The 19,619-nt window shown below is 51.6% G+C and carries 18 protein-coding genes; 11 read left to right on the top strand and 7 right to left on the bottom strand.

Annotation, left to right across the window (positions count from 1 at the left end):
* Positions 1-209: 209 nt before the first annotated feature.
* Both purU and IAE27_RS26125 read right to left on the bottom strand, forming a co-directional pair.
* Positions 210-1,052, bottom strand: coding sequence for a formyltetrahydrofolate deformylase (purU, locus tag IAE27_RS26130; protein WP_004103121.1), 843 nt, complete (start codon positions 1,050-1,052; stop codon positions 210-212).
* A gap of 42 nt (positions 1,053-1,094) precedes the next feature.
* Positions 1,095-1,553 (bottom strand): YchJ family protein, encoded by a 459-nt coding sequence (locus IAE27_RS26125; RefSeq protein WP_154022211.1) that lies wholly within the window; start codon positions 1,551-1,553, stop codon positions 1,095-1,097.
* Positions 1,554-1,665: 112 nt separating this feature from the next.
* Here IAE27_RS26125 and rssA point away from each other — a divergent pair, with 112 nt between their 5' ends.
* The 3 genes from rssA (at position 1,666) to galU (ending at position 4,768) form a co-directional block, all read left to right on the top strand.
* Complete coding sequence (gene rssA, locus IAE27_RS26120) at positions 1,666-2,565, top strand: patatin-like phospholipase RssA (protein WP_200093072.1); 900 nt, start codon at positions 1,666-1,668, stop codon at positions 2,563-2,565.
* Positions 2,566-2,654: 89 nt separating this feature from the next.
* Complete coding sequence (rssB, locus tag IAE27_RS26115; protein WP_004103118.1) at positions 2,655-3,668, top strand: two-component system response regulator RssB; 1,014 nt, start codon at positions 2,655-2,657, stop codon at positions 3,666-3,668.
* A 197-nt stretch (positions 3,669-3,865) separates the two neighbouring features.
* Positions 3,866-4,768 (top strand): UTP--glucose-1-phosphate uridylyltransferase GalU, encoded by a 903-nt coding sequence (galU, locus tag IAE27_RS26110; RefSeq protein ID WP_004103117.1) that lies wholly within the window; start codon positions 3,866-3,868, stop codon positions 4,766-4,768.
* Between the two features lie 133 nt (positions 4,769-4,901).
* On the opposite strand, the gene hns is transcribed toward galU, so the two are convergent.
* The gene (hns, locus tag IAE27_RS26105) at positions 4,902-5,309 is read right to left on the bottom strand and encodes a histone-like nucleoid-structuring protein H-NS (protein ID WP_004103116.1); all 408 of its coding nucleotides are present in this window, start codon (positions 5,307-5,309) and stop codon (positions 4,902-4,904) included.
* Between the two features lie 93 nt (positions 5,310-5,402).
* The gene (locus IAE27_RS26100) at positions 5,403-5,723 is read right to left on the bottom strand and encodes a hypothetical protein (RefSeq protein ID WP_017145681.1); all 321 of its coding nucleotides are present in this window, start codon (positions 5,721-5,723) and stop codon (positions 5,403-5,405) included.
* 144 nt (positions 5,724-5,867) lie between these two features.
* On the opposite strand from IAE27_RS26100, the gene tdk reads away from it, so the two are divergent.
* On the top strand, positions 5,868-6,485 hold the full coding sequence (gene tdk, locus IAE27_RS26095) for a thymidine kinase (RefSeq protein ID WP_016808826.1): 618 nt from the start codon (positions 5,868-5,870) through the stop codon (positions 6,483-6,485).
* Between the two features lie 178 nt (positions 6,486-6,663).
* Here the strand turns inward: tdk and adhE are convergent, their stop codons facing one another.
* Complete coding sequence (adhE, locus tag IAE27_RS26090; protein WP_004103112.1) at positions 6,664-9,339, bottom strand: bifunctional acetaldehyde-CoA/alcohol dehydrogenase; 2,676 nt, start codon at positions 9,337-9,339, stop codon at positions 6,664-6,666.
* Positions 9,340-9,816: 477 nt separating this feature from the next.
* On the opposite strand from adhE, the gene IAE27_RS26085 reads away from it, so the two are divergent.
* The 7 genes from IAE27_RS26085 (at position 9,817) to IAE27_RS26055 (ending at position 17,685) form a co-directional block, all read left to right on the top strand.
* A complete protein-coding gene (locus tag IAE27_RS26085) occupies positions 9,817-10,464 on the top strand; it encodes a YchE family NAAT transporter (protein WP_024274364.1) in 648 nt (215 codons plus the stop codon).
* Between the two features lie 749 nt (positions 10,465-11,213).
* A complete protein-coding gene (gene oppA, locus IAE27_RS26080; RefSeq protein ID WP_070556802.1) occupies positions 11,214-12,845 on the top strand; it encodes an oligopeptide ABC transporter substrate-binding protein OppA in 1,632 nt (543 codons plus the stop codon).
* 88 nt (positions 12,846-12,933) lie between these two features.
* A complete protein-coding gene (gene oppB / locus IAE27_RS26075) occupies positions 12,934-13,854 on the top strand; it encodes an oligopeptide ABC transporter permease OppB (protein WP_004103106.1) in 921 nt (306 codons plus the stop codon).
* 14 nt (positions 13,855-13,868) lie between these two features.
* Positions 13,869-14,777 (top strand): oligopeptide ABC transporter permease OppC, encoded by a 909-nt coding sequence (gene oppC / locus IAE27_RS26070; protein WP_004103105.1) that lies wholly within the window; start codon positions 13,869-13,871, stop codon positions 14,775-14,777.
* Positions 14,778-14,788: 11 nt separating this feature from the next.
* Positions 14,789-15,802, top strand: a complete 1,014-nt coding sequence (locus tag IAE27_RS26065) for an ABC transporter ATP-binding protein (protein ID WP_004103103.1) — start codon at positions 14,789-14,791, stop codon at positions 15,800-15,802.
* Entirely contained in the window at positions 15,799-16,803 is a 1,005-nt protein-coding gene (oppF, locus tag IAE27_RS26060; RefSeq protein ID WP_004103101.1) for a murein tripeptide/oligopeptide ABC transporter ATP-binding protein OppF, read from the top strand. The genes IAE27_RS26065 and oppF overlap by 4 nt, the downstream gene beginning before the upstream one ends.
* A gap of 45 nt (positions 16,804-16,848) precedes the next feature.
* Positions 16,849-17,685: an ion transporter gene (locus IAE27_RS26055; RefSeq protein ID WP_004103099.1), complete on the top strand. Its 837-nt coding sequence runs from the start codon at positions 16,849-16,851 to the stop codon at positions 17,683-17,685.
* A 69-nt stretch (positions 17,686-17,754) separates the two neighbouring features.
* Here the strand turns inward: IAE27_RS26055 and IAE27_RS26050 are convergent, their stop codons facing one another.
* Together IAE27_RS26050 and cls are read right to left on the bottom strand one after the other, a co-directional pair.
* Positions 17,755-18,084 (bottom strand): HI1450 family dsDNA-mimic protein, encoded by a 330-nt coding sequence (locus IAE27_RS26050; RefSeq protein WP_004103097.1) that lies wholly within the window; start codon positions 18,082-18,084, stop codon positions 17,755-17,757.
* A 34-nt stretch (positions 18,085-18,118) separates the two neighbouring features.
* Positions 18,119-19,579, bottom strand: coding sequence for a cardiolipin synthase (cls, locus tag IAE27_RS26045; RefSeq protein ID WP_004103095.1), 1,461 nt, complete (start codon positions 19,577-19,579; stop codon positions 18,119-18,121).
* Between the last annotated feature and the right edge of the window lie 40 nt (positions 19,580-19,619).

Genomic DNA, 19,619 nt, shown 5'->3' with positions numbered 1-19,619 from the left:
ATGACGGCAGATTTACAGTCTGCTCCCTTTGGCCGCTCGGGAACCCCACCACGGGGTAATGCTTAATACTGGCCTGCTTCCTTATCGGGAAGCGGGGCGCATCATATCAAATGACGCGCCACTGTAAAGTATTCGTTTGCTAAAAATAAACTGGTTGCCTGATTTTTACGCGTAAAGCCGTAAAGCTAACCAGTTAATTTCATTATTGATTAAAGAATAATCGTTCGGTTGCCGTAAACAAACACCCGCTGTGCAAGCACCTGGTACAATGCGCGGCTCAGAACGTTTTTCTCAACGTCGCGGCCAGCGCGCATCATATCTTCTGCGGTGTAGGTGTGATCGACATGAATAACGTCCTGCATGATGATGGGGCCTTCATCCAGATTATCGTTCACGTAGTGGGCGGTTGCGCCAATAATCTTCACCCCGCGGTCATAGGCCTGATGATACGGACGCGCGCCGATAAACGCCGGCAGGAATGAGTGGTGAATATTGATAATCTTATTCGGGAAGCGGGAGACAAACTCGGGGGTCAACACCCGCATGTATTTCGCCAGCACGACGTAATCCGGTTCATGGGCGGCGATAGCATCACCCATCTGCTTATCGTGCTCTTCGCGGGTTAGCCCCTCATGGCTCACCAGCTGGAAGGGAATATCAAAGCGTTCAACCAGCGAGCGCAGGGTTTCGTGATTGCCGATGACGGCGGCGATTTCTACGTCCAGTCCGCCATAGTTGGCTTTCATCAGCAGATCGCCGAGGCAGTGCGCCTCTTTAGTCACCAGAATGACGACTCGGCGGCGGCCTGCTGGGTTGAGCTCACGAATCGAGCCTTCCGGCAGCGCGCTGTCGAGGTCAGCCAGCAGAACGGAGTCATTGAAAATACCCTCGAGCTCGGTACGCATAAAGAAGCGGCCGGTCCGGTGGTCAACGAACTCATTGTTCTGCACGATGTTCAGCTCGTGCTTATAGCAGATATTCGTGATACGCGCGATGAGGCCTTTCTGATCAGGGCAAATGGTGCGTAGTACTTTACGTTGTAGTGAATGCATCGCGGGGAAAATCCTGTAGTGTTTGCTATTCCTGCTGCTGGCTTACTGGCCGCAGCATTTTTTAAATTTTTTACCTGAACCGCAAGGGCAGGGGTCGTTACGACCGATCAGCGGTCGCATTCCGTCAATATAGTACCACTGTCCGTTTTCTTTTAAGAATCTGGATCGTTCAATAATGGCGCCGGAGCGGTTATTGTCAGTGAAACGCGCGATAAAGCTGACGTAGCCTTCATCGGGACTTCTGCCTTCATCGGCAGCAAAGACGGTGAGACCCAGCCATTGAGTTTGCTTAAACCCGTTCTCCAGGTCCACGCGAAACTGTTGCGCCTGACAGGAGGGGTGCCAGGTTTTAATCAGATAGTCGGCGTCCTGCATAACAAATGCGCTATAGCGGGAACGCATCAGCTGTGACGGATCTGGCGCAAGCTGCGTGCCAGCCAGATAACGCTGACAACATGCGCTATACTCCAGAGCGCTGCCGCAGGGGCATAATGGCGACAAAACGGCCTCCATGGGATAAAGAAAGACGGCACTACGCCGCCAAAGCGCAATATGTTAACTGAGGTATGGCGATGATGCCATGCCCGGAGTGGAAGGATATGTTTCGGTAAGAATGAGAAAGCTCAAGATCGGTCTGGCGCTAGGGGCAGGAGCCGCCCGCGGGTGGTCGCATATCGGTGTGATTAATGCATTACAGCGTGCGGGCATTGACGTTGATGTCATCGCAGGGTGCTCTATTGGCTCGCTGGTGGGGGCGGCTTACGCCTGCAACCGCCTTCCGGCGCTGGAGAAATGGGTATGCTCTTTTAGCAACTGGGACGTCCTGAAATTAATGGATCTCTCCTGGCAGCGAGGGGGCTTGCTGCGGGGCGCACGGGTATTTAGCCAATATCGTAAACTGCTACCGGTCACCGAGATTGAACGCTGCGAGCGTCGTTTTGCGGCCGTTACCACCAATTTAAGTACCGGTCGCGAACTGTGGTTTACGGAAGGGGATCTGCATCTGGCGATTCGTGCCTCGTGCAGTATGCCTGGTCTGATGTCGCCGGTCATGCATAATGGTTACTGGCTAGTGGATGGCGCGGTGGTTAATCCCGTGCCGGTATCCCTGGCTCGGGCAATGGGCGCGGATATTGTTATTGCCGTTGATTTGCAGCACGACGCGCATCTGATGCAGCAGGATTTATTATCCCTGGAGGTGCCGCGTCCGGAGGCCGAAGAAGATTTTTCGTGGCATTCACGGCTGCGCTCCCGCCTGGCGCGTATGACCTCACGTCGGGCGACGGTAGCGCCGACGGCAATGGAGATCATGTCGACTTCCATTCAGGTTCTGGAAAATCGTCTTAAGCGAAACCGTATGGCGGGCGACCCGCCGGATATCCTGATTCAGCCCTTTTGCCCGCAAATCTCCACGCTGGATTTCCACCGTGCCGGCGAAGCTATCGCTGCCGGACATCTGGCAGTGGAAAAGAGAATGGATGAACTATTACCTTTAGTGCGTACCTCCATGTAGCGCATTTGATGCATACTTAAGTAAATTCTGACAGGCGGTAGCGTGAATCGCGTGCCACTATTAACTTATCGTCAGTCAGGGGAGAGATCATGACGCAGCCATTGGCGGGAAAACAGATTCTGATAGTTGAAGACGAACCCGTTTTCCGCTCACTTATGCACACCTGGTTAGCTTCGCTGGGCGCGACCATCGTCCAGGCGGAAGATGGCGTGGATGCACTTCAAAAAATGGCCGAGTCAAAACCCGATTTGATGATATGCGATATTTCCATGCCGCGAATGAACGGCCTGCAGCTGGTGGAGCATGTGCGCAATCAGGGCGAGCAGCTGCCGATTCTGATGATTTCAGCGACGGAAAATATGGCGGACATTGCTAAAGCGCTGCGCCTTGGCGTGCAGGACATTCTTCTTAAACCGGTAAAAGATTTCGATCGCCTGCGAGAAACCGTGTACGCCTGCCTTTACCCCAACATGTTTAATTCTCGTGTCGAAGAGGAGGAACGCCTGTTTGAGGATTGGGACGCGCTGGTCAGCGATCCCTCCGCGGCGTCAAGGCTGCTACAGGAGCTTCAGCCCCCGGTCCAGCAGGAGATGTCGAACTGCCGTATTCACTATCGGCAGCTTGTCTCCGTCGATAAGCCCGGTCTCGTGCTCGACATTGCGCCGCTATCAGAAAACGATCTGGCGTTTTATTGTCTGGACGTCACGCGAGCGGGTGATAATGGGGTTCTTGCTGCTTTATTACTGCGCGCCCTTTTCAATGGCCTGCTGCAGGAGCAGCTTGCTCATCAGGGACAGCGTTTACCGGAGATGGGGAGCCTGCTTAAACAGGTCAATCAATTACTGCGTCAGGCTAACCTGCCGGGGCAATTTCCATTATTGGTAGGGTATTACCATAGCGGCTTGAAAAATTTAATTTTGGTTTCCGCGGGTTTGAATGGCACGTTGAATACGGGGGAACACCAAATTCAGATTAGCAATGGCGTTCCGTTAGGTACCCTGGGTAATGCCTATCTCAACCAAATTAGTCAACGCTGCGCATCATGGCAGTGCCAAATTTGGGGGGCCGGGGGACGTTTACGCCTTATGTTGTCTGCGGAGTGAACAATTGCGCTTATTTTTACCCAAGTGGGATTACCACGCGATCTTTTGCGGTGGTACTATCGCCGGGTTTAATGCGTAAAATTCCTAATTCGGAGATATCTAATCCTTTTCGGAACAGGTTCAACTGAACAGGCTGATATACTCGATACCATATTATTAACGAGAAGTTTAAAAAACGAACAGTCCAGGAGATTTCAATGGCTGCGCTTAATTCAAAAGTAAGAAAAGCTGTCATCCCGGTTGCGGGATTAGGCACCAGGATGTTGCCCGCTACTAAGGCTATTCCGAAAGAAATGCTGCCGCTGGTAGATAAGCCATTAATTCAATATGTTGTTAACGAATGTATCGCCGCCGGGATTACAGAAATTGTTCTGGTGACGCACTCTTCTAAAAACTCCATCGAAAACCATTTCGATACCAGTTTTGAACTGGAAGCCATGCTGGAAAAACGTGTAAAACGCCAGCTGCTGGAAGAAGTGCAATCTATTTGTCCGCCGCACGTGACTATTATGCAGGTGCGTCAGGGGCTGGCTAAAGGTCTGGGCCATGCTGTGCTGTGCGCGCATCCAGTTGTCGGCAATGAGCCGGTCGCGGTTATTTTACCGGACGTTATTCTTGACGAATATGAATCCGATCTGTCCCGCGATAACCTGGCGGAAATGATCGCTCGTTTTGACGAGACCGGAGCCAGCCAGATTATGGTTGAGCCGGTTGCTGACGTGACCGCGTACGGCGTTGTTGATTGCAAGGGCCAGTCCCTGCAGCCGGGTGAGAGCGTACCGATGGTCGGCGTTGTTGAGAAACCGAAAGCGGACGTAGCGCCGTCTAACCTGGCAGTTGTAGGTCGCTATGTGCTGAGCGCCGATATCTGGCCGCTGCTGGCAAAAACGCCTCCGGGAGCCGGTGACGAAATTCAGCTGACCGATGCCATCGATATGCTGATCGAAAAAGAGACCGTTGAAGCCTATCATATGAAAGGCAAAAGCCACGACTGCGGTAATAAGCTGGGCTATATGCAGGCCTTCGTTGAATATGGCGTGCGCCATAAGTCGCTGGGCGCTGAATTTAAATCCTGGCTGGAAAAAGCCATCGCGAAGTAATTGATCGCTACACAATGCACGACCGGGAGCGAGATTCGTTTCCCGGTTTTTTTATGTCCGCAGGGCACAGGTCCGATTAGCGGATAAAAAAAATCCCGCCGAAGCGGGATTTTTAAACGGATGCGCGGGCATATTACAGCAGGAAATCGTCCAGCGTTTTACCTTGCTCATCCATCGCTTTCTTGATCACTGCCGGAGTACGACCCTGACCAGTCCAGGTTTTAGTTTCGCCATTTTCGTCAACGTAGCTGTATTTAGCCGGACGTGCAGCGCGCTTGGTTTTAGTTCCCGCTTTAACTGCAGCCATAGTGCTCAGCAGTTCATTAGGATCAATACCGTCAGCAATCAGCATTTCACGGTATTGCTGCAGTTTACGAGTGCGTTCTTCAATTTCCGCAGCCGCAGCGCTTTCTTCTTCACGACGTTCGTTAACGACAACTTCTAATTTTTCCAGCATTTCTTCGAGCGTTTCAAGGGTGCATTCTCTTGCCTGTGCACGAAGAGTACGGATGTTGTTCAGAATTTTAAGTGCTTCGCTCATTGTAGTAATCTCAAACTTATATTGTGGGGTGGTTTGTTGGTCTAATAATAGAGCGATAAATTCAGATGTGCAATAGGGGAGAATGTAAGGAAGTCAAAATAACTTGTTATTTGTCTCGGGAATTAATTCATTTAACTTAAATTTTATGTGCGGGTTCACATCTTTCCTGCTTATAGCGCGGTGGAAAACATAAGCTAAAACCCTGAGATAGTATGCTTTTTCTGTTGCGCGATGAGAAAAATTATACTTTGCATGGATAAATATCATTGTCAGTATTAGCGCAGCAGCGGCGATGATGTTTAATATAAAACACTTGTCCAGCGCGGTTATAGCTATCAGAAAAATGCCTGGTAAGCACAAAAGCGCAATAGCGATGTGGGAGCGGACCGCTGTTGGCGCACGAATAGCAGGCATTCCCCTTCAATTAAGATGTTTAATCTATCAGGCATACGTTGACCGGACATTCCCGGCAATACCCACACGGTGAGGGCTGATAGTGAGTGAATATATGATACAATTTTGCTGCGAAAAAACACATTGATTGGGGTTACGCGGCCGATGGCACAACTTTATTTCTACTATTCAGCAATGAATGCAGGCAAGTCTACCGCTCTGTTGCAGTCTTCATACAATTACCAGGAGCGAGGGATGCGTACTCTGGTTTATACCGCAGAGATTGACGATCGCTTTGGTTCAGGGAAAGTGAGTTCAAGGATTGGCCTCTCCTCGCCGGCTCGGTTGTATAATACGCAGACAGCGTTATTTACCGACATTGCCGACGAACATAGACGTCAGCCGATTCACTGCGTATTAGTTGATGAGAGCCAGTTTTTGACGCGCGAACAGGTGCATGAGCTGTCTGAAGTCGTAGACCAGCTGGATATTCCCGTGCTGTGCTATGGACTGCGTACTGATTTTCGCGGTGAACTTTTTACCGGCAGTCAATATTTGCTGGCGTGGTCAGATAAGCTGGTTGAATTAAAAACTATCTGTTTCTGCGGTCGTAAAGCGAGCATGGTTTTGCGCCTCGACCAGGAGGGGCGGCCGTACAATGAAGGGGAACAGGTAGTGATTGGCGGTAATGAACGCTATGTGTCCGTCTGCCGCAAGCATTATAAGGAGGCGTTGAGCGTCGGTTCTTTAAGCTTTGTGCAGAACAGGCAGCACACCTGCTAATACCTTCCCGTGAGACCCTCTCAGGCGCTTATATAGCGCCTTTTTTTATTCCTCAACCCTGAACCCTTGATTATACATTTCGGCCGTCTGAGACCTTATGTGGGCCGCTGAACGGGGGAGATAAAAAAAGCCCCATCATAAGATGGGGCTGGTATTAACGTTCTTGACTACGGTGAGATTAAGCGGATTTCTTCGCTTTTTTCTCAGCTTTACCCGGCGCGGCTTCTTTCTTCTCTTCCACGCCGCCTTCGACGTAATGGCGACCGTAGTAGGTATCCAGCAGAATCTGTTTCAGCTCGGCAATCAGCGGATAGCGCGGGTTGGCGCCGGTGCACTGGTCATCGAATGCGTCTTCAGACAGCTTATCAACGTGGGCCAGGAAGTCAGCTTCCTGCACGCCAGCTTCGCGGATAGACTTAGGAATACCCAGTTCAGCTTTAATTTCTTCCAGCCAGCCAAGCAGTTTTTCGATTTTCGCTGCGGTGCGGTCACCCGGTGCAGTCAGACCCAGGTGGTCAGCGATTTCCGCATAGCGACGACGGGCCTGCGGACGGTCGTACTGGCTGAATGCCGTCTGTTTGGTCGGGTTGTCGTTGGCGTTATAGCGGATAACGTTGCTGATCAACAGGGCGTTCGCCAGACCGTGAGGAATGTGGAACTGAGAACCCAGTTTGTGCGCCATGGAGTGACATACACCCAGGAAGGCGTTAGCAAACGCAATACCGGCGATCGTTGCAGCACTGTGTACGCGCTCACGCGCTACCGGGTTCTTAGAACCTTCATGGTAAGACGCCGGCAGGTTTTCTTTCAGCAGCTTCAGCGCCTGCAGCGCCTGGCCGTCGGAGAACTCGGAAGCCAGTACGGAAACGTAAGCTTCCAGCGCATGGGTCACCGCATCCAGACCACCGAAAGCACACAGGGATTTCGGCATTTCCATGACCAGGTTAGCATCAACAATCGCCATATCCGGAGTCAGGGCATAGTCAGCCAGCGGGTATTTCTGCCCGGTGGCATCATCGGTAACAACGGCGAACGGCGTGACTTCAGAGCCGGTGCCAGATGTGGTAGTGATCGCCACCATTTTGGCTTTAACGCCCATTTTCGGGAACTTGTAGATACGCTTACGGATATCCATAAAGCGCAGCGCCAGCTCTTCGAAGTGGGTTTCCGGATGTTCGTACATGACCCACATGATTTTCGCCGCGTCCATCGGGGAACCGCCGCCCAGGGCGATAATCACGTCCGGTTTGAAAGAGTTCGCCAGCTCAGCGCCTTTACGGACGATGGTCAGAGTCGGGTCAGCTTCCACTTCAAAGAAAACTTCTGTTTCAACGCCAGCCGCTTTCAGTACGGAAGTGATCTGATCCGCGTAGCCGTTGTTAAACAGGAAGCGGTCGGTGACGATCAGCGCGCGTTTGTGACCATCAGTAATCACTTCATCCAGCGCGATTGGCAGTGAGCCACGACGGAAGTAGATAGATTTCGGAAGTTTGTGCCACAACATGTTTTCAGCTCGCTTAGCAACGGTTTTCTTGTTGATCAGGTGCTTAGGACCAACGTTTTCCGAGATGGAGTTACCACCCCATGAACCACAACCCAGAGTCAGGGAAGGTGCGAGTTTGAAGTTATACAGGTCACCGATACCACCCTGAGAAGCAGGGGTGTTGATCAGGATACGTGCGGTTTTCATCAACTGACCGAAGTAAGCAACGCGTTCTGGCTGGTTATCCTGGTCGGTATACAGGCAGGAGGTGTGGCCGATACCGCCCATAGCAACCAGTTTTTCAGCTTTATCAACCGCGTCTTCGAAGTTCTTCGCACGATACATCGCCAGTGTCGGGGACAGTTTTTCGTGGGCAAACGGCTCGCTTTCATCAACGTCGGTGACTTCACCAATCAGAATCTTGGTGGACACAGGAACGGTGAAGCCTGCCAGCTCAGCGATTTTATACGCAGGTTGACCAACGATAGCGGCGTTCAGCGCGCCATTTTTCAGAATGATATTCTGAACCGCTTTCAGCTCCTGGCCCTGCAGCAGGTAGCCGCCGTGGCTGGAGAAACGTTCGCGAACGGCGTCGTATACGGAATCTACAACGACTACGGACTGCTCGGAAGCACAAATAACGCCGTTATCGAAGGTTTTAGACATCAGTACGGATGCGACGGCGCGTTTGATATCAGCCGTTTCGTCGATAACAACGGGAGTGTTACCCGCGCCTACGCCGATTGCCGGTTTACCAGAGCTGTACGCTGCTTTAACCATGCCCGGACCGCCGGTGGCGAGGATTAGGTTGATATCCGGGTGATGCATCAGCGCATTGGACAGTTCTACGGAAGGCTGGTCAATCCAACCAATCAGATCTTTCGGCGCGCCGGCAGCGATAGCCGCCTGCAGTACGATATCAGCTGCTTTATTGGTTGCATCTTTAGCACGCGGATGCGGGGAGAAGATGATGGCGTTACGAGTCTTCAGGCTAATCAGAGATTTAAAGATAGCGGTTGAAGTCGGGTTAGTAGTCGGGACGATACCGCAGATGATACCAATCGGTTCAGCGATTGTAATAGTACCAAAGGTGTCATCTTCAGACAGGACGCCGCAGGTCTTTTCATCTTTATAGGCGTTATAGATGTATTCGGAAGCAAAGTGGTTTTTGATCACTTTATCTTCGACGATGCCCATGCCGGATTCGGCAACGGCCATCTTAGCGAGAGGGATTCGAGCATCTGCAGCGGCCAGAGCGGCGGCGCGGAAGATTTTGTCTACTTGTTCTTGAGTGAAACTGGCATATTCACGCTGGGCTTTTTTTACGCGCTCTACGAGTGCGTTAAGTTCAGCGACATTAGTAACAGCCATAATGCTCTCCTGATAATGTTAAACTTTTTTAGTGAATCAGTAGCTCGATTCGACAGTATAGACAGTGTGTTAACTGCTTGCATTTAAATGTTAACGTAAAGAATTTTGTGCTTCTGACTTCACCGATTGACTAAAAAAGCTTTTATTTTTTCTTTCAGGTACCGCTGTTGTGCCTCCTCTCTGTGTGTAAACAAGGTTACTCACTTCTGAGTACAAATTATGTGATCTAAATCAATAATCGGCAAAGCTGATACCTTTCAGCAGGTCATTTTTTGACCAATTTGCTCAAGTGTAATGATACGGTATGCTAATTAAATGACTAAATAGCATTGCATAAACAAATAAATAACATTCCAGCCTTATTATGTACTTCCAGATGAATAGAGATGAATTATGCTATCAAACAGCGTATCTTCTCGCGGATATTTTATGCTGGTAACTGTCAACAGCCATTTTTATGATGCTGCGGAGCGCCCTGTGATTCAGTCGTTGTTCGATTTTTCAGCCTACTTTAAATTTTTTATTGGGTTATTTGCGCTGGTAAACCCGGTTGGCATTATCCCGGTGTTCATTAGTATGACCAGCTACCAGACGGCGGCCGTACGCAACAAAACCAACCTGACCGCCAACCTGTCCGTCGCCATTATCCTGCTCACGTCGCTGTTTTTGGGCGATGCAATTCTGCAGGTCTTCGGCATTTCCATTGATTCTTTCCGCATTGCCGGCGGGATTCTGGTCGTCACCATTGCCATGTCGATGATTAGCGGCAAGCTGGGCGAGGATAAACAGAACAAGCAAGAAAAATCAGAAACGGCCATTCGCGAGAGTATTGGCGTGGTGCCGCTGGCGCTGCCCCTGATGGCCGGTCCCGGGGCCATCAGTTCGACTATTGTCTGGGGAACGCGCTATCACAGTGTCGCCCACTTTGTTGGCTTTTCCGTCGCTATCGCGCTTTTTGCGCTGTGCTGCTGGGGCATTTTCCGTATGGCCCCCTGGCTGGTTCGTTTACTTGGTCAAACCGGTATCAACGTAATTACCCGTATTATGGGACTGTTGCTGATGGCTCTCGGGATTGAGTTTATCGTGACCGGTATAAAGGCGCTGTTTCCAGGGCTGGTGAATTAACCTGCATCGCTTTGTGCGCGGGGCTCATTGTCCCGCGTTTGCTAAATATCAGTAAAACATATCAAAAATGGTGATTTATCTGCCTGGTATACGTTTTTTTAATGCCTGATAATGTTATTTATTTTCAGTTAATTACCCCTGTAATTTACGTCTTTCCTGCCGTTTTACCCACAGTCGCTACTGTTATTTTCTTCACATCATTCTCTGGCGCTTGCCGTCTGATAATCGAAATGATATTAGTAATTTATCTCGTGAAGCAGATGAATGTGCTAAATAATAAGCGAATGTTAAATTTTCGTACAAAATTTCATCGATTCACTGAGATTTGGCATTCAATGCGAGTGTTTTATTTTAACGCCATGATAAATAACAATTTTTTAAACATTGCCCTGCCTGATGCTGACTCGGCTACCGCAATGATCTGGCGACAAAAGAGAATCCGGTAACATATTTGCAAATTGCATTGGCGGACAATAAAGCGTTTTGGTACTTTCCGGCGTGATCTTTAGTGAATTCATGCGCAAATGAGAATTCTTATTAAATAGCTCATTGCGACTTAAAATCGCCCCCGGACAGGGGGGTAAGAATCGACGTCAAGGCTGCCGTTTGAGCGGTCGTAATAAATAAGTCGGTGATAGCAAGCAGTACTCGCTGGCAGTTGCATAAACTCCTGCACTGTTCAGAATCCAGAAAAGAGAAAACAGGCTGGTTAAATAGCCAGTAATTATAATGAGTGGAGTAACAAACACATGACCATCATCACGAAAAAAAGCCTGGTAGCCGCAGGCGTACTCTCTGCATTAATGACAATCAACGCCGCGGTGGCGGCAGATGTACCGGCAGGGGTACAGCTGGCGGATAAACAAACGCTGGTACGTAACAACGGCTCCGAAGTTCAGTCTCTCGATCCGCACAAAATTGAAGGCGTGCCGGAGTCCAATATTAGCCGCGATTTGTTTGAAGGGCTGTTGGTAAGCGACCTTGATGGCCATCCGGTGGCGGGTGTGGCGGAAAAATGGGACAACAAAGATTTTAAAGTCTGGACCTTCCATCTGCGTAAAGATGCTAAGTGGTCCGACGGTTCGCCGGTTACTGCGCAAGATTTTGTTTATAGCTGGCAGCGTCTGGCGGATCCGAAAACAGCCTCGCCTTATGCAAGTTATTTACAGTACGGTCACCTGGCCAACGTTGACGACATCATCGCCGGGAAAAAGCCAGCAACCGATCTGGGCGTCAAAGCGCTGGACGATCATACCTTCGAAGTGACCCTGAGCGAACCGGTACCTTATTTCTACAAACTTCTCGTGCACCCATCCGTTTCTCCAGTTCCTAAAGCCGCTATTGAGAAATTTGGTGACAAATGGACCCAGCCGGCCAATATCGTCAGCAACGGCGCGTATAAATTAAAAGAGTGGGTAGTGAACGAACGTATTGTACTGGAACGTAATGCTAACTACTGGGATAACGGCAAAACCGTTATTAATCAGGTTACCTTTTTGCCGATCGCTTCTGAAGTCACCGACGTCAACCGCTACCGCAGCGGCGAAATCGATATGACCTATAACAATATGCCGATCGAACTGTTCCAGAAACTGAAAAAAGAGATCCCGCAAGAAGTTCACGTCGATCCGTATCTGTGTACTTATTACTACGAAATCAATAACCAGAAAGCGCCGTTTACCGATGTTCGCGTGCGTACCGCGCTGAAGATGGCGCTGGACCGCGACATTATTGTCAATAAAGTGAAAAACCAGGGCGACCTGCCAGCCTATAGCTATACGCCGCCGTATACCGATGGCATGAAGCTCATCGAACCTGAGTGGTTCAAGTGGTCACAGGAAAAACGTAATGAAGAAGCGAAAAAACTGCTGACCGAAGCTGGCTACTCTGCTGACAAGCCGCTGACTTTCAATCTGCTCTATAACACTTCCGATCTGCACAAAAAACTGGCTATCGCCGTGGCTTCGATCTGGAAGAAAAATCTCGGTGTCAACGTGAAGCTGGAAAATCAGGAATGGAAAACCTTCCTCGATAATCGCCATCAGGGTACCTTCGATGTCGCACGCGCCGGCTGGTGCGCGGACTACAACGAACCCACTTCCTTCCTGAATACCATGCTGAGCGACAGCTCAAACAACACTTCGCATTATAAGAGCCCGGCTTTCGACAAGATTATTGCCGAAGCGCTGAAAACCAGCGATGAAGCAAAGCGCGCGGATCTCTATGCACAATCCGAGCAGCAGCTGGATAAAGACTCCGTCATTGTACCGGTCTTCTATTATGTTAACGCCCGTTTGGTTAAGCCGTGGGTAGGTGGGTATACCGGTAAAGATCCGCTGGATAATACTTACACAAGAAATATGTACATTGTGAAGCACTAATGGCAATACGTGAGGCAGGCATCATTGCCTGCCTCACGGTGTCTTATTTCATCGCACTATTGAAGGCACACGCCAGAAGGTACGGGCAATGTTAAAATTTATCTTACGTCGCTGTCTGGAAGCGATTCCGACGCTATTTATTCTTATTACTATCTCTTTCTTCATGATGCGTCTTGCGCCGGGAAGCCCTTTTACCGGTGAACGCACGCTGCCGCCGGAAGTCATGGCGAATATTGAAGCAAAATACCATTTAAACGACCCCATCATGACTCAGTACTTCAACTACCTGAAGCAGCTGGCGCACGGTGATTTCGGTCCTTCTTTTAAATATAAAGATTATTCTGTCAACGATCTGGTGGCCTCCAGCTTCCCGGTGTCAGCCAAATTAGGCTTCGCCGCGTTTTTTCTGGCGGTGGTGCTCGGCGTGACGGCCGGGGTTATTGCAGCATTGAAGCAAAATACGAAATGGGATTTTGCCGTGATGGGGATAGCAATGACCGGGGTCGTGATACCGAGTTTCGTGGTGGCGCCACTGCTGGTCATGATATTCGCCATTACGCTGCACTGGTTGCCGGGCGGGGGATGGAACGGCGGGGCGCTGCAATATATGATTTTGCCGATGGTCGCTCTTTCGTTAGCCTATATCGCCAGTATCGCGCGTATTACCCGCGGTTCGATGATCGAGGTTTTGCACTCTAACTTCATCCGCACCGCCAGGGCAAAAGGCTTGCCGATGCGCCGTATTATTCTGCGCCATGCCTTAAAGCCTGCGCTGCTGCCGGTACTTTCCTATATGGGGCCCGCCTTCGTCGGTATTATCACCGGCTCAATGGTTATCGAAACGATTTATGGTCTGCCGGGAATCGGTCAGCTGTTCGTCAACGGCGCGCTGAACCGCGACTACTCGCTGGTGCTCAGCCTGACCATTCTGGTGGGCGCATTGACCATTCTGTTTAACGCGATTGTTGACGTGCTGTATGCCGTTATCGATCCGAAAATTCGTTACTGACGCTGGGGTTCGCCATGATGTTAAGTAAGAAAAACAACGAGGCGCTGGAAAACTTCAGTGAAAAACTGGAAGTCGAGGGGCGTAGCCTCTGGCAGGATGCCCGCCGCCGCTTTATGCATAACCGCGCCGCGGTTGCCAGCCTGATTGTGCTGGTGATTATTGCGCTGTTCGTTACCATCGCGCCGATGGTAACGCAGTTCTCCTATTACGATACTGACTGGGGCATGATGTCCAGCGCGCCCGACATGGAGTCCGGCCACTACTTTGGTACCGACTCTTCCGGCCGCGATCTGCTGGTGCGCGTGGCTATCGGCGGGCGTATCTCATTGATGGTCGGCGTTGCTGCTGCGCTGGTGGCGGTGATTCTGGGAACGCTTTACGGTTCGCTTTCTGGCTATCTGGGCGGCAAAGTGGATTCGGTGATGATGCGCCTGCTGGAAATCCTCAACTCCTTCCCGTTTATGTTCTTCGTCATTCTGCTGGTGACCTTCTTTGGCCAGAATATCCTGCTGATTTTCGTGGCTATAGGCATGGTCTCCTGGCTGGATATGGCGCGTATCGTTCGCGGTCAGACCTTGAGCCTGAAGCGGAAAGAATTCATTGAGGCTGCGCAGGTCGGCGGCGTTTCAACGCGCAATATCGTTATCCGCCATATCGTGCCTAACGTGCTTGGAGTGGTTGTGGTGTATGCCTCACTGCTGGTCCCAAGCATGATTCTGTTTGAATCCTTCTTAAGTTTCCTCGGTCTGGGGACCCAGGAGCCGTTAAGCAGTTGGGGCGCGCTGCTTAGCGATGGCGCCAACTCAATGGAGGTGTCGCCGTGGCTGCTACTGTTTCCTGCCGGTTTCCTGGTAGTTACGCTGTTTTGTTTTAACTTTATCGGCGATGGCCTGCGTGATGCCCTCGACCCGAAAGACCGCTAAGGAGCGCCGTCATGAGTACGATTGAAACGGCGAAAACGCCGCAGACTGCCCAACAATCCGGATTGCTTCTGGATGTGAAAGATCTCCGCGTCACCTTTGGTACCCCCGATGGCGATGTGACCGCGGTCAACGATCTCAATTTCAATCTGCGGGCCGGGGAAACCTTAGGCATCGTGGGCGAGTCCGGTTCCGGTAAGTCGCAGACCGCTTTTGCGCTGATGGGCCTGCTGGCGGCAAACGGTCGCATCGGGGGTTCAGCGACCTTTAACGGTAAGGAGATCCTTAACCTCCCGGAGCGCGAACTGAATAAGCTGCGCGCCGAGCAGATCTCCATGATTTTTCAGGACCCGATGACCTCGCTCAATCCCTATATGCGGGTAGGCGAGCAGCTGATGGAAGTTCTGATGCTGCACAAAGCGCTGAGTAAAGCCGAAGCGTTTGAAGAGTCGGTGAAAATGCTGGATGCAGTCAAAATGCCGGAAGCGCGCAAGCGGATGAAAATGTACCCACACGAGTTTTCCGGCGGGATGCGCCAGCGCGTGATGATTGCGATGGCGCTGCTGTGCCGGCCCAAGCTGCTGATCGCCGATGAACCGACCACGGCGCTGGACGTGACCGTACAGGCGCAAATCATGACGCTTCTCAATGAGCTTAAGCGCGAATTTAATACCGCAATCATCATGATTACCCACGACCTGGGCGTTGTCGCCGGCATCTGCGACAAGGTGCTGGTGATGTATGCCGGGCGTACCATGGAGTATGGCGAGGCGCGCGACGTTTTTTACCAACCCTCGCATCCGTATTCCATCGGTCTGCTCAATGCAGTACCGAGGCTGGATGCGGAAGGCGATGCCCTGCTGACGATTCCCGGTAACCCGCCGAACCTGCTGCGTCTGCCTAAGGGCTGTCCATTCCAGCCGCGTTGCCCGCATGCGATGGAGATTTGCAATAGCGCTCCGCCTCTGGAGGAGTTTGCACCTGGCCGCCTGCGCGCCTGCTTTCAACCGGTGGGGGATTTGCTATGAACGCCGTAACGGAACAAAGAAAAGTCCTGCTCGAAATCGCCGATTTGAAGGTGCACTTTGATATTAAAGACGGTAAACAGTGGTTCTGGCAGCCGTCGAAAACGCTGAAAGCGGTAGATGGCGTGACGCTGCGTCTGTATGAAGGGGAAACCCTGGGCGTGGTCGGGGAGTCAGGCTGCGGAAAGTCGACGTTCGCGCGCGCGATCATTGGTCTGGTGAAAGCCACCGACGGTAAAGTCGCCTGGTTGGGCAAAGATTTACTGGGCATGAAGGCCGAAGAGTGGCGCGACGTGCGTAGCGATATTCAGATGATCTTTCAGGATCCGCTGGCGTCGCTCAATCCGCGCATGACGATCGGGGAAATTATTGCCGAGCCGCTGCGCACCTATCATCCAAAAATGCCGCGCCAGGAAGTTCGCGACCGCGTGAAGGCGATGATGATGAAAGTGGGCCTGCTGCCGAACCTGATTAACCGCTATCCGCATGAATTCTCCGGCGGCCAGTGTCAGCGTATCGGTATTGCGCGCGCGCTAATTCTTGAACCGAAGCTCATTATCTGCGATGAGCCGGTCTCCGCGCTGGACGTGTCGATTCAGGCACAGGTGGTTAACCTGCTGCAGCAGCTGCAGCGGGAAATGGGGCTGTCGCTGATTTTCATCGCCCACGATTTGGCGGTCGTAAAGCATATTTCCGACCGCGTGCTGGTGATGTATCTTGGTCATGCCGTGGAGCTGGGCACCTACGATGAGGTGTACCATAATCCGCTGCACCCCTATACCAAAGCGTTGATGTCGGCGGTGCCGGTGCCGGACCCCGATAAGGAAAAGAATAAAACGATCCAGCTGCTGGAAGGGGAGCTGCCATCGCCGATTAATCCGCCGTCGGGATGCGTATTCCGTACCAGATGCCCCATCGCCGGGCCGGAGTGCGCAAAAACGCGACCGGTGCTGGAGGGCAGTTTCCGCCATGCGGTTTCCTGCCTGAAGGTAGACCCGTTATAATCTCTGGGGCTGACGTAAGTCAGCCCTTTTATTAGCGAGGTTTACGTGGCTTTTCATATTCATGCCGCTCGTCTGCGGCTGTATCATTTACTCTTCGATCAAAATCGCCGTTCCGGTCGTCATTTTGAGGGACTTTGCGGCATATTTGCCCTGCTCAGCGTGCTGGTGATATTTATCGAGTCCGGGCTCGGTACGCAATATCATCTGACATTAGACGAATGGCATATTTTCGTCTGGCTCGAACTTATCGTCACGGCGGTTTTTACTTTTGAGTATTTTCTGCGCATTATCAGCTGGCCGAATCCGCTAAAGTATATTTTCAGCTTCTGGGGAATTATTGACCTGGCCACCATTTTACCGCTTTATGTTATGTGGCTATGGCCCGAGATCAGTATTGAGTACGTGTTTGCCTGGCGGGCGATGCGCGCCATCCGGGCGTTGCGCATCCTTAAGCTACTGCGCTTTATGCCGTCGCTGAATATTTTCTGGTCCGCTATCGTCAGCGCACGCCACCAGCTGATCCTGTTCTATTCTTTTATTGCCATTGTGATGGTGATCTTTGGCTCCCTGATGTATCTGGTTGAGGGGCCGCGATACGGTTTTACTACGCTAAATGCGTCGGTTTACTGGGCGATAGTGACGATAACCACGGTAGGGTATGGCGATATTACGCCGCATACGCCGCTGGGGCGCATTTTGGCATCCATACTTATCTTAATTGGCTACTCGATTATTGCGATCCCTACCGGCTTAATTACCAGCCATATGACCGCCGCCTTTCAGAATCGCCGCACGCAGCGCCAGTGTCCGCACTGTCAGCATCACGCTCATGAAAAAGGTGCTCGCTACTGCAATGCTTGCGGCAGTGAACTGCCGGAATAAATAAAAAAGCCTGCGCTGATTCACTCAGGCAGGCTTCTTCTTTTATTAGCTATTTGCTTAAGAAAGAGCTTATTCGCGCCACAGGATATGGCAGAGCTTGTGGTCTTTCTCGCGGCAAAGCAGCACGCGTGCAAAAATATCGTTAATTTCGCCGCCATCTTCATCGGCCAGGCCAATCACCACTTCAGCGAAGAAGTCAGGATTGAGGTCGAAATCCACGTGCTCTTCCCAGTCCGGTGCTGGGTCAAACAGCTCGGCGCCGCCGCGCTCTTCAAACTGCAGGTTGAACAGAATGACATCCGCCGGGTCGAGGTTATCGACGGCCAGTTCAAGGAAAATGTCGTAGGCCTGTTCAAGCGTTTCGTCTTCGGTCAGGCGGTTGTTTAAATCCATATCCATGATTGCTACCCATTAAACATCTGATTGGCACGTTTTACAGCAACGGACTGAAGAAGTAAAACAGTCGCTCGGCGATCCGTTGCCACAGCGGACGTTTTAACCACAGCCTGGCGTCCAGCAGGCGCGAGCGGGAAATATAATCATCCTGCACCGCGGCCAGATCGCTGCCGAAACCGGCATCGTCAATCACCAGCGTGATCTCGAAGTTAAGCCACAGGCTACGCATATCGAGGTTAACGGTACCCACGAGGCTAAGTTCGCCATCAACCAGCACGCTCTTGGTATGCAGCAGACCGCCTTCAAACTGATAGATTTTCACCCCGGCAGCCAGCAGCTCGGTAAAGAAAGCGCGGCTGGCCCAGCCGACCAGCAGCGAGTCGTTCTTGCGCGGCAAAATAATGCTGACGTCAACGCCGCGCTGGGCGGCAGTGCAGATGGCGTGCAGTAGATCGTCGCTGGGCACAAAATAGGGTGTCGTCATGATCAAATGCTCTTTGGCTGCATAAGCGGCAGTCAGCAGAGCCTGATGGATCAGGTCTTCCGGGAATCCCGGGCCCGAGGCAATGGTATGAATCGTATGCCCGCTGGCCTCTTCAAACGGCATAATGTTCGCGTCCGGCGGCGGAGGCAAAATACGTTTTCCGGTTTCAATCTCCCAGTCGCAGGAGTAGACAATGCCCATGGCTGTCGCGACCGGGCCTTCCATTCGTGCCATCAGATCGATCCACTGGCCTACGCCGGAGTCCTGCTTAAAGAAACGCGGATCGACCAGATTCATACTGCCGGTATAGGCAATATAGTTATCGATCATGACCATTTTGCGGTGCTGACGCAGGTCCATACGGCGCAGGAAGACGCGCATCAGGTTAACCTTCAGCGCTTCGACGACTTCAATTCCGGCATTACGCATCATGGCGGCCCAGGGGCTGCGGAAGAAAGCCACGCTCCCCGCGGAGTCCAGCATCAGCCGGCAGTGCACGCCGCGCCGCGCTGCCGCCATTAATGACTCTGCGACTTTATCGGCCATGCCGCCGGGCTGCCAGATATAGAACACCATCTCGATATTATGACGAGCGAGCTGAATATCGCGAATCAGCGCCTGCATGACGTCATCGGATTCGGTAAGCAGCTGTAGCTGGTTGCCTTTAACGCCACCAATTCCCTGACGACGTTCGCAGAGCTTGAACAAGGATTCCGCGACCGGGCTATTATCTTCGGCAAAGATATGCTTGCAGGCCTTAAGATCCTTCAACCACTTAGCTGTCGATGGCCACATGGCCCGCGCGCGCTCGGCGCGACGTTTACCCAGGTGCAGTTCGCCAAATGAGAGATAGGCGATAATCCCTACCAGCGGAAGGATATAAATGATCAGCAGCCACGCCATCGCTGACGGTACCGCGCGTCTTTTCATTAATATCCGTAATGTTACACCGGCGATAAGTAGCCAGTAACCGAGTATAACCAGCCAGTTCACCACCGTGTAAAAGGTTGTCATAGATGAAAAATCCTTTTGAATGACTTGATGACATGAGTTT

Origin of the sequence: Klebsiella sp. S69 (assembly GCF_016516145.1) — a bacterium.
In the GTDB taxonomy this organism is placed as follows: domain Bacteria; phylum Pseudomonadota; class Gammaproteobacteria; order Enterobacterales; family Enterobacteriaceae; genus Klebsiella; species Klebsiella oxytoca.
This window is presented reverse-complemented; position numbering and strand designations above follow the sequence as displayed.